The organism is Inhella gelatinilytica (assembly GCF_016093295.1).
Classification (GTDB): Bacteria; Pseudomonadota; Gammaproteobacteria; order Burkholderiales; family Burkholderiaceae_C; genus Inhella; species Inhella gelatinilytica.
This window is the reverse complement of record NZ_JAEDAL010000001.1, coordinates 523,041-538,776: the sequence shown is the minus strand read 5'-3', so window position 1 is coordinate 538,776 and position 15,736 is coordinate 523,041. Positions and strand designations below refer to the sequence as shown.

Genomic DNA, 15,736 nt, shown 5'->3' with positions numbered 1-15,736 from the left:
GGTGCTAGCGCGCTTGTTCCCCGCGCCAGCGGCTCAGAGGCGTCGGTGCTGCAGCGCGGGCAGCGCCTTGCGCACGGCCGCCAAGCGCTGCCGCTCCACCGTGGCCAGGGCCAGACCTTCTCCCTCGGGAACGCAGGCCAGCACCTCGCCCCAGGGGTCGACGATCAGGCTGTGGCCCCAGGTGCGCCGCCCGTTTTTGTGCAGTCCACCTTGGGCCGGGGCGATCACGTAGGACAGGTTCTCCACGGCGCGGGCGCGCAACAGCAATTCCCAATGGGCCTTGCCGGTGGTGTGAGTAAAGGCCGATGGGGCGCAGATCAAGTCCGGAGACAAGGCCCGATACAGCTCGGGGAAGCGCAGGTCATAGCAAATGGAGAGTGCGGTGCGCAGCCCCTCGCAGTCAAACGCGGTGGGGTGGGCGCCCGCTTCTTGCACGCGCCCCTCGTCATAGCTCTCACCAAACCCACTGTGAAAACTGAAGAGGTGAATCTTGTCGTACCGGGCGACCGGCTGACCTTGCGGGTCGAACACCCAGCTGCTGTTGCGCACCTTGCCGCCCTCGCCCCTGAGGGGCAAGGTGCCGCCCAGCAACCAGACCCCGTGCTGGCGCGCCAGATCTTGAAGGAAGGATTGAATGGGGCCGCTGCCCTCGGCCTCGGCAATCGCCAGCTTGTCTTCGTCCCGCTGACCCATCAGGCAGAAGTATTCGGGCAGGGCGATGAACTGGGCACCTTGGGCTGCTGCCTCGCGCACCCAGTGGGCGGCGCGGGCCAGGTTGTCGTCCACCCGGGGCGTGGAGACGAGTTGGATGGCAGCAAGCTTCATGGAGCGGAGGCGGGCGAGGATGGGGCGTTGGACGGAGTGGAGGCGGCTGCCTTGGGGGCATTTGCGTCGGGGATCTCCGGCTTCTCAATTTTGTCCACCTTGGGATCCGCCCAGGGGCCGTGCACATGGAACTGCTGGGCCGCTGCGGCTGCCAAGGGTTTGCGCAGGATGAGCTGAGCCAAGAAGGTCGCCAGCCCCACGGCGGGGTTGATGGTCGCGTAGGCCAGCGAGGCGCCGCCGGCATTGACGTCGGGCAGCACCAACACCTTGAGGTCGGCGGTTTCCGCCCCCAAATCGGCGCTGCCATCCATCAGGACACTGGCCTGCGGGCCCTTCATGCGCAAGTTGCTGGAGCGGGCCACGCCGCGCTCTATTTGTACTTCGCCAGCGAAGTCATCAAAGACAAAGCCATCTGAAAACACATCGCGCCAATCAAAGAGCAGGCGCCGCGGCAGCGATTGCAGGCTCAGCACGCCCAAAAGACGCGCAGCGCCTGGGTCCGCTTTGAGAAACTGACCGGAACCCAGTTGAACGGTGAACTGGCCGTCCAGGCCGCGCGCCTCCATGGACAGCGGCGAGCCCCGCCAACCCAGCTTACCGGCCAGTTCGCCTTTGCCGCCGCGCACGGTATTGGGCAGGCCCAAGGCTGCCAGCCAGTCGCCGCTGTTCTCCAGCTTGAGTGTCCAGTTCAACTCGGTGCGCCGGGTGCTCGGGCTCCAGGCGCCGCGGGCCTGAACGTGGGCCGCCGGGTGCACCAGGGCCAGATGCGACAGCGCCCAGGGCTGGCTTTCAGTGGTGCCTTCAGAGCGCAGCTCCAGGCGCCCGAGCTTCATGCCCCGCAACTCGAAGTCCTCGACGCGGATGTCCAGGCCGGGGAGGCCCCGGCTGGCTTCATCGAGGGCTTGTTCCACTTGCTCGACTTCACTCTTGGGCAGCGACACGCGCGCCAAGCGGGCGGTCAGCTGGCCGGGGATCTTGCCGCGGCCCTCTTGCCATTCCGCGGACCCACTCAGGTGCTGGGACTGCAGGCTGACGCGCCAAATGCCGCGCCCACCCGCACTCATGTCGCGCTGCGCGCCGGCCACCAAATCGCGCAGGGTGCGGCCGCCAATCTTGAGCTGGGGGGTTTGGAGGACGATTTGGCTCGGGCTGGGCGTGCCGCCCGATTCGGCGCTGCGCAGGGCTCGCAACTGCTGCCCCCACGCATCGAGGTCCAAGCTGGGCACGTTCAGCACCACGGCGATGCCTTGCTCGGGCACCGCCAGCGGGCCGCCCGGGCCGACGCGCAACACGCCCCGCAGGGCCTGACCGGGTGCGCGTTGCAGCAGGCCTTGAGCCTGGGGACCCAGCTCGATGCGGACGGTGTCCAGGCGCTGGGCATCGGTGAGCCATTGCAGCTTGAGCGGCCAGGCTGCGTCCGCTGATTTGACAAAGGGCTCCGGCAATTCGCTACCCAGGCCCGTGAGCGGACTTTGCAGGCTCAGCTCTGAGCCTTGGGCTTTCCACACGCCCCGGAACTGGAACGGGGTTTGCCCGTTGAGCTTGGCGGACAGGCCCGTGACCAAGTCGCCCCACTCTTTGGCCTGGCGCAAGCCCTCGGCGGTGGCTTGACCTTGTGCGCTCAAGACCAAGCTCTGATCGGGCTGGCTCCCGCCCTCCAATTTAAGGTCTCCACCCAGCCAGCGGGCTGTCGCAGCGGGAATGCGCAAGCTGTGCTCGGTGTACTCGGCCCGGCCCTTGACTTGAGCGAATGGCGGCAAGTCCGGGCGCAAGCGCAACTCATTGCCGGCCATTTGAACGCTGCCCTGCACGGTGGTTTTTTCCGGGTGCATCAATGGAATTTGCAAGGCCAGCTTGCCGGTGACACCGCCACTGGCTTGGGCCAGATCCAGCGCATGACCGGTCCAGCCGCCGATGGGTGTGGCGCGCATGAACTGCAGGGCGTCTTGCGCGGGACCCTTCCATTGCCCCTCGATCTTCATCAGCGGGTCTTTGGCCAGATGGGCGACGCTGGCTTGAACCGCCGTGGCCTCCAGGGCCCCGACACGGGTGCGGGCTTTGCGGATGAACATGCCGGGCCCCTCGAACAGCAGCTCACCCTGCAAGTCCTCCAAGGCGGGCCACGGCGAGGTGTAAGTTGGGCCCCGCTCGTCGGCCTCGTGGCTCGGAACAAAGGCATAGCGCAGGTCTTCCGCCCGGGCTCGCACGCGGAATTGCCCGCCGCCCGCCTCAAATGGAAATTGGTCCAGGGGGCCTTTGAGTTTGAGTTCGACGTCCCGCACTTGCCCCGACTGCAGCGATTCGGCCAAGTAGCGACGGACCCCGCCATGCAACGCCAAAGGCAAGTACCGGGGCAGGGCCTGGACCGCCAGGCGGGGCAATTCCGCGTGGAGGGTGAGGTGCCCGTGACGCGCGGCCGACTCGGTGCCGCGTCGCCATTCCCCATCCAGACTTAATTGCCCATCGGGCGTTGTGACCCGGGCCTGCTTGAGGTGGACGGCCCAGCCCTTGAGGGGGTCCTGGGTCCATTGGATCTGCACCTGGGCTTGGCTGATCGGCGTCTGGTCTTGGGGCAGCAGGCCGGGCCAGTCCAACTGCCCTTCATGGACACTGATTTGAGCCTGCCCCCCCTGTTCGCTGGCGTTCACGGTCAGCGCGGCGCCCCGCAGCCCGGGCTGCCCCAATTGGTGCTCTGCTGCGGGCTGCAGCCCGGCCCAGGCCAAGCCCTCGGCTGTGGCGTCGACGCGCCACTGCTGGGGCGCATCCAACGAGCCCTTCCACTGCGCCACGATCTGCTGTACATGGCCTTGGGGCTGTCGCGCCTGCAGGGCATGTTGTAGCGCCTCGCCCACGGGCAAGCGGCCGGCGAGATCGGCCAAAAGGCCCAGATCCAGGTGGTCGGCTTGCAACTGGCCGCCCTTGAGGGCCACGGCGCCCGGCGCGGAGGCGGGCGCCCGAAGCCAGGGCAGGGGCACCTCGGCGTGGTCCAAACTGAGCGTGAGCTGCTTGGAGGCCCAGTTTCGCGGCGGTTTGCCTTCATCCTGCAAGGCAAATTGCAGACCGCGGGCCATCCAGCGGGTACCCTGGGCCACTTGTTGCCAGCTCAAGCGGGTCTGCAAATCGCGCAGGTGCAGCGGGTCGACTTTGGGGCTGAGCCGCAGGTGGGCGGCTCGTAGCGCCACATCCAGGTCCACCCCCACCCAATGGCCTTGGCGCATTTCGGCCCAGGCCCGGAAGGCGCCCTCGCCCTCGCGCAGATCAAAGGGCAGGTCGATGTGGCGGCGCAGCTCGGCGGCTGAGGCGTGGGGCAAGTCGGCGTAGAAGAGCCCACTCCAGCGCCGCCAGTCACTCGGGCGGGCCAGCAGCGGCTGGGAAATGCGGGCCCGCAAGCTCAGACGCTGGCCCCAGCCGGCCGGGGGCGTGGCATCCAGCCGCAGTTCATGGCGACGCAGACCATTGCGCCAGACCAGGTCGACCCCGGTCAGACTCAAGGGCTCGGCGCCCCGCATCTCATCAATCCAGTGCACCTGGCCCCCGCGCAGCGCCAGTTCATGCTGGCGCATGAGCCAATCGAGCAAGGCATTGTTCTCACTGCCCCCGTTGCGCATCAATTGCCCGGCGACCCACAGCCGGCCTTGCGCATCCCGGCGCAGGGCCAGTTGTGGTTCATGCAGGAAGAGTTGTTCCAGCCGCGGGGTCAGGGTCAGCAAGGAGCGCGCAGAAAGCGCAGCCGTGACGCGGGGCAATTGCAGGGCCGGCCGCCCTTGCGGGTCCAGAAGCTGCACATCCCGCACTTCCACCACGGGAATCCAACCGCCGGTGCGGACTTCGATGGCGCCCAGCTTGAGCGGAGCCCCCAGCCACTGTGTGCCTTGTGCTTCGATCTGCGGGCGCCAGCGATCGAGGTTGGGCAGAATCCACCAGTGCAACAGCAGCCACAAACCGAGCACAACAAACCACAGCCCGAGCACCATCCACAGCAGGGCGCGCAGGCCGCGGCGCAGCCAACGGGCCGGGCGGTGCGAGGCGGCAACGATCTTGGAAACGAGTGAAGACATGGGCTCAGGTGTCGAAGTGTCGCCTCTGGCGCAGAACTTTGAACGCACGGCGGACGCCGCGGCGCACAGCCGCTTCGTGCAGCGCATTCGCCGGCGCTATGCGGCAGAGCTTGAGCGGTTGCCGGCGGGCCCCTTGACGGAGCCGGTGCTGCGCCACTTGATCGACGGCCTTCAAGCGGCGGGCCGCCCGCTGCCGGCGGCCCTGCGCGTGGCCCGGCAGTTGTGGCTGGAGCGTCTGGCGACGGAAGACTGCGCCCAGCGGCTGCCGGTCGCGGCGGTGACGGCGGCCATGACGCTGCTGGCTGAGGTGACGCTGGACATCGCGGTGCAGACGGCCCGCTCGGAACTCTCGGAGCGTCACGGCCAGTTGCTGGGGACGGACGGCCAAGAGGTGGCGTTTTGGGTGGTCGGCATGGGCAAGCTGGGCGCCCGCGAACTGAACGTCAGCTCCGACATCGATCTGATCTACATCTACGAAGAGGAAGTGGAGAGCACGGGGCCGGTGCCCTTGTCCTCCTCGGACTATTTCGCAAGAGTGGCCAAACGGCTGACCGCCCTCATCGGGGATGTCACCGAGGACGGCCAAGTGTTCCGCATGGACTTGGCGCTGCGCCCCAATGGCAACAGCGGGCCACCCGCCTGCAGCTTGGCGGCGCTGGAGACCTATTTCTATGCCCAAGGCCGAGAGTGGGAGCGGCTGGCCTGGCTCAAGAGCCGGGTGGTTGCCCCCCGCGACCCTGAAACCCTCCAGCGCGCGCAGCAACTTCGTCAACTGGTGACGCCTTTTGTCTACCGGCGCTACCTGGACTATTCGGTGTTTGAAGGCCTACGCCAGATTCATCGCATGATCCGCGAGGAAGCGCAACGCCGCGCGGCCGGGCGACCGGAGCGGGCCAACGACGTCAAGCTCAGCCGCGGTGGCATTCGCGAGATCGAGTTCATCGTCCAGCTCTTGCAGGTGGTGCGCGGCGGCCAGTTCCCGGAGATCCGCACCCGCTCCACCGTCAAGGCGCTCGACCGTTTGGCCGCAGCCGGTTTGATGAACCCGGTGGCCGCGCAGGCGCTGGCGGCCGACTATGCCTTGTTGCGCCAAGTCGAGCACCGCATCCAGTATCTGGACGACCAGCAAACCCATTGCCTGCCCAGCGACGACGCCGACCTGCGCTGGATTGCCGAAACCCTGGGCTTGGTGTGCAAACCCGAGGCTTGCGAGCTGTTTGAACGCCTGTGCGAGACCCGCGAGCGGGTGGCGGCGGAGTTTGATGCGCTCTTGCACGATGGCCGATCGGGGCCAAGCGGCGCTTGCAAAGGCTGCGGCAGTGCCCCCGAGCTGACCAGTGAAGACTTTTTGGCGCGGCTCCCTGAGCCCCTGCAAGCGGGTGTGCGGCGCTTTGTGGAGCAGCCGCGAGTGCAAGCCCTCAAAGACAGTGCGCGTCAGCGCCTGGCCCAGCTTTTCCAACGCGCCGGCCAATTGGTGGTGGAGGGCGGTTGTGAGGAGCAGGCTGCCGCCCGGTTTGTCGATTGGGTGGAGCCGCTGCTGCGGCGCGAGGCCTACCTGGCCATGCTGGTCGAGCGGCCGGCGGTGTTGAGCCGTTTGCTGCGCCTGCTGGGTCTGGCCCGCTGGCCCATGCGCTACCTGATGCAGCACCCGGGGGTCATCGACGAGCTGGCCGATGCGCGCCTGTTGCACGAACGCTTTGACGCGGAGGCGTTCAAGGCCGAGCTGGCGGAACGTCACGATGCCTGGGTGCGCGCCGGCGAGGCCGACGAAGAGGCGCTCTTGGACGCGCTGCGCCGCGCCCACCACGCCGAGGTGTTTCGCACCCTGGTGCGAGATGTCGAGGGCCGCATCACCGTCGAGCAGGTGGCCGACGACCTGAGTGCCCTGGCCGACGCCGTGCTGCAGGTGGCGATCGACTGGTGCTGGGCGCGCCTGGCCAAGGCGCACCAAAGCCGTCCGCAGTTCGCCGTCATCGCCTACGGCAAGCTCGGGGGCAAGGAGCTGGGCTATGGCTCGGACCTGGATGTCGTCTTTCTTTACGACGACCCGCATGAAGATGCGGCCGAGGTTTACGCGGCCTTTGTGCGCAAGCTCGTGCCTTGGTTGACCCTGCAGACGCGGGCCGGCGGGCTGTTTGACATTGACACCGCGCTGCGCCCCAACGGCCACAGCGGCTTGCTGGTCAGCTCGCTGCGCAGCTTTGCGGCCTACCAAGAAGGTCGTGGCAGCAACACCGCCTGGACCTGGGAGCATCAAGCCATCACCCGCGCCCGCTGGTGCGCGGGGGACGCTGCCTTGCAGGCGCCGTTTGAGGCGGTGCGCGAGGGCGTGATGCGGGCCCCGCGCGAGGCGGCGGCCCTCAAGGGCGAGGTGCACGCCATGCGCGACAAGATGCGCCAGGCCAATCCGGTCCGCGCCGGGCGTTTTGATCTCAAGCACAGCGCGGGCGGCATGCTCGACGTGGAGTTTGCGCTGCAGGCGCTGCAGCTGCTGCAGAGCGATGCGCACCCCGAGTTGATTCCGAATCTGGGCGTGATCGCCTTGCTGCGGCGGGCGGAGGCTGCGGCCTTGCTGGCGCCGGGCCTCGGCCAGGCCGCGTCAGATGCCTACCGCGAGCTGCGCCGGGCCCAGCACCGCCTGCGGTTGGACGAGCAGCCCACCCACCTTGACGAAGCCGAGCTGGGTCCACTGGGCGCGCACCGCGCCGCGGTGCACGCGCTGTGGGCGGCCGTGTTCCCGCCCGAGCCGGCGGCGTGAGGCCCGGCGCCGCGCCCGGCCGCCTCTGGGCCTGGGGCCTGGTTGGGCTGGAGGGCGCCCTGCTGGCCGGGGCGCTGCTGGGCCTGCCCGCGGCGCGCTGGGGCCTGACCCAACCGCTGCTGCTCACCGAGGGCTGGCGCTTGGTCAGCTGCGTGTTCGTTCACGGCCCGCCGCTGCACCTCTTGGGCAATGGCGTGGGCTTGGTCTTGCTGGCGGCCCTGGGCTGGCGCGCGGCGCTCACCGGCCGCGACCTGCTGGCCTTTGCGCTGGCGGCCCCGCTGGGCCATGCGCTGCTGCTGGTGCGGGACGACTGGTCGCTGTACTTTGGCGCCTCGGGGGCCTTGCACGCCGCCGCCGCGCTCGTGGGCCTGGGCCTGCTGCGGGCGGCAGCGCCGCGCGAGCGCCGCATCGGCCAGGTCTTCTTGGCGGTGCTGGGACTCAAGCTGCTGCTCGAAGCCCCCTGGGGCCCGAGCCTGCGTCAAGAGGCCCTTTGGGGCGGCTTCAGCACCCTGCCGCTGGCGCACAGCACGGGCGCTGTGGCCGGCTTGGCTCTCGGGCTGTTGTTCTCAGCGCTTGACCGGAAGCGCCAGTAGGCGGATTGGGTGGCACTGGTGCAAAGCGGAAAGGGTTGGCTTTCGGAGAGCAGGACTCCTCAAGCGAGTCACTGCCCCCACCGCAGCCTGCCGCCTTGGAGAAGGTCCGCATGTGCCAGCGCCGTGGGTTCAATGGGCCGACCGTTCAGGCGTGCCACGGGACCGCGGCCACTCAGCCGCAGGCGTCGCCCGTCGTCCAGCTGCAAGGTGGCGCTACGCAACAGGGGCTGGCCCAGCACGTACTGACCCGAGGCCGGCTGCGCGGGGTAAAAGCCCAGCATCGCGAAGACCAGCCAGGCGCTCATCTGGCCCGCGTCGTCGTTGCCGACGATGCCGTCAGGGCGCGTGCTGTAGAAGCGGCGCACCACCTCGGCCACGCGGGCGTGGCCTTGTTTGGGCCGGTCGCTGAAGGCGTAGAGCCAGGCGATGTGGTGGCTGGGCTCGTTGCCGTGCGCGTACTGGCCGATCAGTGCCTCCTGGCCCAGGTGCTTGTCGGGGTTGGGCACGGGCAGGGTGAAGAAGCGGTCCAGCCAACGGCCCAGGCCCTCGGGCCCGCCCAGGCGCTCGCGAAAGCCCTCGGGGTCGTGCAGGGCCGGGGTGGCGGTGTACTGGTAGGCGTTGGCCTCGGTGTAGTCGCCCGGGTTGTTCATCGGGCTGGTGGCCACCACGGGGTCGAAGGGCTCGCGCCAGCGGCCGGCGCTGTCTTTGCCGCGCAGGGTTTGGGTGCCTTCGTCAAACAGGTTGCGCCAGCTGCCGGCGCGCCGCGCGAAGCGCTCGGCCAGTTCGCTGCGACCCATCAGGCGCGCCACCTGGGCCAGCGCGGCGTCGCCGTAGCCGTACTCGGCCGTCTTGCTGACCGCCTCGCCCGGCGCTTTGTCAAACGGCAGGTAGCCGTACTGGTCCAGCCACTGCCAACTGCGCTGCGCCCAGGCGGGTGCGTCGGGCCGGTCCTGCGTGCTGGTGGCCAGCATGGCCTGCAGCGCGGCCTCGCGGTCCACGGCAAAACCCTTGGCGATGGCGTCGGCGATGACGGGCATGGCGGGGTTGCCGATCATGGTGTGCGTCTCGCGGCCCATCACCGTCCACAGCGGCAGGTAGCCCATTTGCTGCTGGTGGGCGACGAGGGTGCTGACGAAGCCGGGCACGCGCTCGGGCACGATCAGCGTGTACAGCGGATGGATGGCGCGGAAGGTGTCCCACAGGCTCAGCGTCGAGTAGTACACGCCACCGGGGGCCTGGATCACCCCGCCCTTGGGGCCGCGCACGCGGCCGTCCACGTCGGCGATGTTGCTGGGGTGCAGCAGGGTGCGGTAGAGGGCCGAGTAGAAGAGCCGCTTCGTGCGGGCGTCGGCGTCGATCTGGATGCGCGACAGCAGGCGGTTCCAGGTGGCGTCGGCCTGCTGGCGGGCGGTGTCGAAGCCCAGCGGGCCGATGGCGTCGAGGTTGGCGCGCGCGCCGGCCTCGTCCACGGTGGACACGGCCACGCGGGCTTCCAGCTGTTGGGCCCGGCCGAGATCGAACGCCAGCAGCAAGCGCGGCGCCTTGTCGCCCTCGCGCGGCGCCACCACGGCCTGCGCGGCGATGGGCCGGTTGAAGCGCACGATGAAGCTGGTTTGCCGCTCGACCCAGTTCTTCGCGTGCACCGTGCCCGTGACCTCGCCGCGCGCAGCGTCCACCGCGTGCTGGCTTTGGGTGACGCGCGGGCCGTCGCCGAACAGCAGGCCGTGCTGCAGGTCCACCAGCACCTGAACGCGGCCGGGCCGGGCAAAGGTGTAGCGCTGGAAGGCCACGCGCTCGGTGGCGGTGAGGTCGACGCGCACGCCCAGGTCTTTGAGCGTGACGGCGTAGTGGCCCGGGCGGGCACGCTCGCTCGCCTTGTCGTAGGTGCTGCTGAAGTCGGTGGTCTGGGCCGTCCAGCGCTGGCCTTGCCCCGGCTGCAGCAGCACGTCGCCCAGGTCGCCGATGCCGACGCCGCTCATGTGCGTGTTCGAAAAACCCAGGATGCGCGGCGCGCGGTACTGGTAGCCGCCGCTGAAGCTCCAGCCCCGGTCGGCGTTATCGGGGCTGGGGAAGACCATGCCGAAAGGCACCGTGGCGCCGGGCGTCACGTGCCCCGTGCCGTCGGTGCCGATGAAGGGGTCGACGTGGCGGGTGAGGCTTTGCGCGTGCGCCCCTCCCAGGGCGGCCAGCAGCAGGGCGGCCAGGGTTGTGCGCATCAGCGTCCCAGCAAGAAGGTCAAGGGTTCGTGAAGGCGCTTGGCCCAGTCCCCCTCGTTGTGCCCCGTGCCCTCGTACACGCGGGTTTGGTAGCGCGGCCCCGGCGCGAAGCCCTTCTCGGCCATCAGCGCGTCGATACGCGGCTGGGCTTGGTCGTACATCGCGTCCAGCTCGGTGGTGCCGCGGTCCATCCACCACTTGACGGACGCCGGGTCGGGCAGCGCACCGCGCAGGTAGGCGATGGCGGCGCTGGGCACCTCGTCGTTGCGCTGGAAAGTGCCGATCCAGTGCGTGCTCAGGCAGGCCGCGCCGCCGAACACCTTGGGGTGCTCGCACAGCGCGTAGGCACTGATCAACCCGCCCATGCTGGAGCCCATCAAGAACGTGGCCTCGCGCTCGGGCCGAGTGGCGTACCTCGCGTCGATCGCGGGCTTGAGCTCTTCCACCAGAAACCGCAGGTAGGCGTCGCTTTGCGAGCGGCCTTGCAGGCCCTGCGCGATGAGCCCTTGGCGCAGCGGCTCGGGCAGGTGCGGCAAGAACTTGGCGGGGAAGTACTCGGCGTGGCGGAACTTGCCGTTGTTCCAGGGGCCGACCACGATGAAGTCCTGCACCTGGCCCGCGGCCATCAGGCGCGCGGCCGCCTCGTCCACGTGCCAGGCCTTTTTGTTCCAGGTGGTGCTGGGGTCGAACAGCATTTGGCCGTCGTGCATGTAAAGCACGGCGTAGCGCTTGGCCTGCGGGTCGTAGCCCGGCGGGAGCCAAACCTCGACGTGGCGGGGGTCGACGAACTTCGACGGGAAGTTCGCCAGGCGCTCGACGCGCCCCGCGCGGGGGCTTTGCAAGGCCTGGGCCGGGGCGGCGGTGGGCGTCCACAGCGGGGCGGCGATCAGCGCGGGCGCCATCGCCAAAAAGGTGCGTCGGGTCATGGGGTGGGGGTCTCCGTGGCGGTGTCGTGGCAGGCCTGGTGGAAGCAGGCGCAGATGATGGCCCACAGGGCTTCGGCGTCGGCGAATCGGTCGCAGGGCTCGCCCTGCCAGGGGTCGGTGGGCGCGGCCTGGGTGGCCTGTTGGTAGTGCAGCCACATCGCGTGGGCGCCCTCGCCCACCGCCATGGGCAGCAGCTCGGCGTTGAAGCTCAAGGCGCTGCCGGGCTCGGCGTGGCGCAAGAAACCGGCGCAGCAGGCCGTCCACATCGCGCGGTAGTGGTCCAGGTACAGGCCCGGGCGGTCCAGCGGCGTTTGCAGGCAGCCGCTGTTGCCAATGCGGCCGTGAAAGGCGCGCACCCGCTCGAACACCGGCTGCAGGCGGGCCATGCGCTCGGCGAACTCGCCGCCGTAGGTCAGCTCGTGGCCGGTGTACCAGTGGCTCAGGTCGGCGGTGAAGCGCAGGTCGGGGAAGCGCTCCACCCAGCGCAGCGTGCGCCAGATGTCTTGCGTGGCCGTGGCGCGGTGCGTCTCCACAAGCAACCGGTGCCCGTGGCGGGCCTGGGCTTCCAGCAGCGCGGCGGCCAGCGCGTCCATCTCGGCGTCGCTGTCGAAGCCCGTGCCCAGGTGCAGGTTCGTGTAGAGCAGGCCCTCGGCGCGGTGCTGGCGGGCCAGGGGGTCGAGCTGCTCGGGCCGGGTCACGCGGGCGATGCCGCTGGCGTCCAGGCCAGCGCGCTGGATGGCACCCCACCCATCCCAAGCCTGGGCGCCTTCGTAGCCCTCGGCCTTCAGCAACTGCAGCTGCTCGTCCAGGCTGGCGCGCCAACCGCGCGAGGCCGGCGGCAGCGCCAGCAAGGTGCCCAGGTGAATGTCTTTGCGCAGGCGCATGGCGGCCTCAAGCCCGTTGCCAAACCACGGGGTTCTTGCGCGTGGCGATGACCTCGCCCTCGCGCGCCCCGGGGCACCACTGGTCGCGGTCGTTGGCCTGCACGGGGTTGAGCGCCGGCACCAGGCGCATCGCGGCGTCCATGTAGATGACGGTCATGACCGAGCGAGGGCGATCGCTGACGTTGGCGCCGGCCTTGTGGAAGGTCCAGCCCAGGTGGAAGCTGACCTCGCCGAGCTCGAAAGCGCCGCTGACGAACTCGAAGCCGTGGCGGGCCATGTTGGCGCTGATCTTGTCCTCGCTTTCGTCGCTGATGCCAAGGTCGCGCCCGAACTCGACCGACTGGCTGCGCGCGTAGAACCCCAGCGGCCCCATGGCCTCGGGCACCGCCTGCAGCGGGATCCAGGCGGTGACGGTGCGGTCGCTGGCCAAGGGCCAGTAGTACTGGTCGGCGTGCGCGGGGGTGATGCCACCGCCCGGCTCTTTGTAGAGCGACTGGTCGTGGTACAGGCGCACGCCGCCCACCTGCAGCAGCTCGGCGGCAATGCGCCCCAGGCGTTGGCCCATCACGAAGCGGCCCACCAGCGGGCTTTGCTCCCACAGGTTCATCACCTGCAAAAAGGCTTTGTCGTAGGTGCTGCGTTCTTCGAGCGGACGCTGCTCGGTGTTGAGCGCGATGGTCAGGCGCGTGATCTCGGCACCGTAGTGCGCCAAGGTCTCGGGCGAAAGCACGTCTTTGAGCTTGATGAAACCGTCGCGGCGGAACTGCGCGATGTGGGCGGCGCTCAGGGCGTAGGGGGTGTCGAGGTCGGTCATGGTGGGGTGGAGGAGCTCAGGCATCGAGGCCCAGAAACACGGCCGCGCCGCCGGCGAGCCCGGCGTCGGCGGAGGTGGCGAACTGGGCCCACAGCAAGCGCGCGCCGGCCCAGGCCGCGGCCAGGGGCGCCGGCGTGGGCAGGGCCTGCGCGCCCAGGTTGAAGGCGCACAGCACGGCCTCGCCTTGCCATTCGCGGCGCAGCACCAACAGCGGCCCGTCGGCCACCAGCGCCGTCAGCGTGCCCAGGCGCAAGGCCGGGTGGCGGCGCCGCAGGGCGATCAGGGCGCGCGTGGTGTTCAGCATCGAGCCCGGGTCGGCGGCTTGGCGGTCCACCGCCAGCGGGGCGTGGGCCGGGTCGGCCGGCAGCCAGGGCGGGGCGGAGCTGAAGCCGGCGTGCAGCGCCTCGGCCACCCAGGGCATGGGCGTGCGGCAGCCGTCGCGGCCTTCGCTCAAAGGCCAGTTGGCGATGCCATAAGGGTCTTGCAGTTGCTCGAAGGCGAGCCGGCTTTGCGGCAGGCCCAGCTCCTCGCCTTGGTAGACGAACAGCGTGCCGCGCAAGGCCATGAGCAGGGCCATCCAGGTGCTGGGCGGCAAGGCGGCCTGGGCGGCTTCGCTCGGGGCCCCTGCGCTGAGCGCGAACGAGCCGCCGGCGCCGGCGCCCCAGCGGCTGGCCACGCGCACCGCGTCGTGGTTCGAAAACGCCCAGGCCGGCCAACCGCTGTGATCGGCCCAGGGGGCCAGGCGCTCCATCACGGCGGCGGCGTCGGGCCGCGGGCCCAGGAAGGCGAAGGAGTAGGCCGTGTGCAGGCGCTGGGTGCCCTCGGTGTAGGCCTGCATGGCGCGCACCGGCTCGGGCCCGCCGAGCTCGCCCACGCTTAAGCGGTCAAGGTACGCGTCCAGCAGCGCGCGCAAGCGCTGCATGAAGGCCAGGCTCTCGGGCTGGTCGGCGTTGAACTGGTGGCGCTGCATCAGCACCGGGCTGTCGCCGCGCTCGCCCGGCGGCAGCGGCGGGTTGTCGCGCAGCAGGGGGTCGTGGGCGTAGAGGTTGGCGGTGTCGAGCCGGAATCCGTCCACGCCGCGGTCCAGCCAAAAGCGGCCCACGTCCAGCACGGCGTCTTGCACGGCCGGGCAGTGGAAGTTCAGGTCCGGCATCTGCGGCAAAAAGTTGTGCAGGTGGTACTGCTTTCGGCGCGGCTCCCATCGCCAAGCCGGGCCGCCCATCCAGCTTTGCCAGTTGTTGGGCGGGCTGCCATCTTCTCTTGCGTCGGCCCACACGTACCAGTCGGCCTTGGGGTTGTCGCGGCTGCTGCGGCTTTCCACGAACCACGGGTGCTCGGCCGCCGTGTGGCTCCACACCTGGTCGATCACCACCTTCAGGCCCAGCGCGTGCGCACGCGCCACCAGCGCGTCGAAGTCGGCCAGCGTGCCAAAGCGCGGGTCGACGCCGCAGTAATCGCTCACGTCGTAGCCGAAGTCGCGCATCGGGCTGGGGAAGAAGGGGCTGATCCACAGCCCGTCCACGCCCAGCGCGGCGATGTGGTCCAGGCGTGCGGTGATGCCCGGCAGGTCGCCCACGCCGTCGCCGTTGGTGTCGGCGTAAGAGCGGGGGTAGACCTGGTACAGCACCGCGCCCCGCCACCACGGGTGGGCCGAGGGGGCGGGGGCGGCGTTGGCAGCAGAGGGGACGGGCAGCGTCATGGCGGCGTCAGTGTGCGCAAACGCCCCCGCGCCAACTGCCTGCAAGGCCACCGATACTGACACTCATTCAACACTCAAGATGGATCAGACCCGCCATGAAGGTCAGCTGGGAGTCATCCGTCGCCGGCCCGCAGCACAGCGTGCGCTTGCTGCGCCTGCACCTCGCCGCCTTTGCCGCGCCGCTACACGCGCACGACGCGCTGGAGCTGACCTGGATCGAACGCGGCGCGGGCCTGCGCTTCGTGGGCGGCGACGTGGCGCCCTTTGACGACGGCGACCTGGTGCTGCTGGCCCCGGGCCTGCCGCACACCTGGCACACCCGCGGCGAGCCCCCCGAGGGCGTGCGCGCCACTGTGCTGCAGCTGGACCTGACGGCCGCCGCCGCCCTGCTGCCCGAGTGGCGCCAGCAGGCCCTGCCCCTGCTGCAGCGCGCCGGCCAGGGCCTGCGCGTGCGCGGGGCCCTGCACGCGCGCACCAGCGCCGCGCTGGCCGCCCTGCCCCACGCCCCAGGCCTGGCCTTGCTGGGCGGCGCGCTGGCGCTGCTGGGCACGCTGGCCGACGCCCCGGACGACGCGCTGGCCCCCATCGACCGCAGCGCCCCCCGCGTGGCGCGCCCCAAGGCCACCGTGCAGCGCCGGCTGGACGGCCTGCTGGCCTGGGTGCAGGCCAACCTCGGCGCGCCCTTGAGCGCGCAGGAGGCCGCGGCCCACCTGCACGTCACCCCCGGCGCCTTCGCGCGCAGCTTCCAGCGCCTGGTGGGCAAGCCCTTCAGCGCCTACGTGAACGACCTGAGGATCGGAGAGGCTTGCCTACTTCTCCGTCAGACGGATCGGCCAGTGGCCGAAATCGCGCTGATGTCTGGGTTCTCGACACTGTCGCACTTCAATGCCGAGTTTCGGCGACGAACTCGAGTAAGTCCGCGACAGTACCGAAAGGGCGCCTGATTGCTATTCGGGCGTAGTG

The 15,736-nt window shown here is 69.7% G+C and carries 10 protein-coding genes; 3 read left to right on the top strand and 7 right to left on the bottom strand.

All coding sequences use genetic code 11. The features are described from left to right. Positions 1 to 33 precede the first annotated feature (33 nt). Together I7X43_RS02530 and I7X43_RS02525 are read right to left on the bottom strand one after the other, a co-directional pair. Complete coding sequence (locus I7X43_RS02530; protein ID WP_198099315.1) at positions 34 to 825, bottom strand: carbon-nitrogen hydrolase family protein; 792 nt, start codon at positions 823 to 825, stop codon at positions 34 to 36. Next, positions 822 to 4,883: a YhdP family protein gene (locus I7X43_RS02525; RefSeq protein WP_198099314.1), complete on the bottom strand. Its 4,062-nt coding sequence runs from the start codon at positions 4,881 to 4,883 to the stop codon at positions 822 to 824. The genes I7X43_RS02530 and I7X43_RS02525 overlap by 4 nt, the downstream gene beginning before the upstream one ends. Between I7X43_RS02525 and glnE the strand changes: the two genes are divergently transcribed. Both glnE and I7X43_RS02515 read left to right on the top strand, forming a co-directional pair. Next, positions 4,882 to 7,641 carry a bifunctional [glutamate--ammonia ligase]-adenylyl-L-tyrosine phosphorylase/[glutamate--ammonia-ligase] adenylyltransferase gene (gene glnE, locus I7X43_RS02520; protein ID WP_198099313.1) on the top strand — a complete coding sequence of 920 codons (2,760 nt, stop codon included), beginning with the start codon at positions 4,882 to 4,884 and terminating at the stop codon, positions 7,639 to 7,641. The genes I7X43_RS02525 and glnE overlap by 2 nt on opposite strands. Then, positions 7,638 to 8,234, top strand: a complete 597-nt coding sequence (locus tag I7X43_RS02515; protein WP_198099312.1) for a rhomboid family intramembrane serine protease — start codon at positions 7,638 to 7,640, stop codon at positions 8,232 to 8,234. Before glnE ends, I7X43_RS02515 begins: the two co-directional genes overlap by 4 nt. Before the next feature lie 68 nt (positions 8,235 to 8,302). Here I7X43_RS02515 and I7X43_RS02510 read toward each other — a convergent pair whose 3' ends face one another. Genes I7X43_RS02510 through I7X43_RS02490 form a run of 5 tightly spaced genes read right to left on the bottom strand, consistent with a single transcriptional unit; the run spans position 8,303 to position 14,773 of the window. Beyond that, positions 8,303 to 10,450, bottom strand: coding sequence for a GH92 family glycosyl hydrolase (locus I7X43_RS02510; RefSeq protein ID WP_198099311.1), 2,148 nt, complete (start codon positions 10,448 to 10,450; stop codon positions 8,303 to 8,305). Beyond that, on the bottom strand, positions 10,450 to 11,376 hold the full coding sequence (locus tag I7X43_RS02505; protein WP_198099310.1) for an alpha/beta hydrolase: 927 nt from the start codon (positions 11,374 to 11,376) through the stop codon (positions 10,450 to 10,452). Before I7X43_RS02505 ends, I7X43_RS02510 begins: the two co-directional genes overlap by 1 nt. After that, positions 11,373 to 12,260: an IolE/MocC family protein gene (locus I7X43_RS02500; protein ID WP_198099309.1), complete on the bottom strand. Its 888-nt coding sequence runs from the start codon at positions 12,258 to 12,260 to the stop codon at positions 11,373 to 11,375. The genes I7X43_RS02505 and I7X43_RS02500 overlap by 4 nt, the downstream gene beginning before the upstream one ends. 7 nt (positions 12,261 to 12,267) lie before the next feature. Continuing rightward, on the bottom strand, positions 12,268 to 13,074 hold the full coding sequence (locus I7X43_RS02495; RefSeq protein WP_198099308.1) for a phytanoyl-CoA dioxygenase family protein: 807 nt from the start codon (positions 13,072 to 13,074) through the stop codon (positions 12,268 to 12,270). A gap of 16 nt (positions 13,075 to 13,090) precedes the next feature. Next, positions 13,091 to 14,773 (bottom strand): alpha-amylase family glycosyl hydrolase, encoded by a 1,683-nt coding sequence (locus I7X43_RS02490; protein WP_198099307.1) that lies wholly within the window; start codon positions 14,771 to 14,773, stop codon positions 13,091 to 13,093. A 95-nt stretch (positions 14,774 to 14,868) separates the two neighbouring features. On the opposite strand from I7X43_RS02490, the gene I7X43_RS02485 reads away from it, so the two are divergent. Continuing rightward, on the top strand, positions 14,869 to 15,717 hold the full coding sequence (locus I7X43_RS02485) for an AraC family transcriptional regulator (protein ID WP_198099306.1): 849 nt from the start codon (positions 14,869 to 14,871) through the stop codon (positions 15,715 to 15,717). The last annotated feature ends 19 nt before the right edge of the window (positions 15,718 to 15,736 follow it).

Bases quoted from the DNA above. Each gene is read 5' to 3' on its own strand.
- I7X43_RS02530 (WP_198099315.1), bottom strand. From the start codon at position 825: ATGAAGCTTGCTGCCATCCAACTCGTCTCCACGCCCCGGGTGGACGAC.
- glnE (WP_198099313.1), top strand. From the start codon at position 4,882: ATGGGCTCAGGTGTCGAAGTGTCGCCTCTGGCGCAGAACTTTGAACGC.
- I7X43_RS02525 (WP_198099314.1), bottom strand. From the start codon at position 4,883: ATGTCTTCACTCGTTTCCAAGATCGTTGCCGCCTCGCACCGCCCGGCC.
- I7X43_RS02510 (WP_198099311.1), bottom strand. From the start codon at position 10,450: ATGCGCACAACCCTGGCCGCCCTGCTGCTGGCCGCCCTGGGAGGGGCG.
- I7X43_RS02505 (WP_198099310.1), bottom strand. From the start codon at position 11,376: ATGACCCGACGCACCTTTTTGGCGATGGCGCCCGCGCTGATCGCCGCC.
- I7X43_RS02500 (WP_198099309.1), bottom strand. From the start codon at position 12,260: ATGCGCCTGCGCAAAGACATTCACCTGGGCACCTTGCTGGCGCTGCCG.
- I7X43_RS02495 (WP_198099308.1), bottom strand. From the start codon at position 13,074: ATGACCGACCTCGACACCCCCTACGCCCTGAGCGCCGCCCACATCGCG.
- I7X43_RS02490 (WP_198099307.1), bottom strand. From the start codon at position 14,773: ATGACGCTGCCCGTCCCCTCTGCTGCCAACGCCGCCCCCGCCCCCTCG.
- I7X43_RS02485 (WP_198099306.1), top strand. From the start codon at position 14,869: ATGAAGGTCAGCTGGGAGTCATCCGTCGCCGGCCCGCAGCACAGCGTG.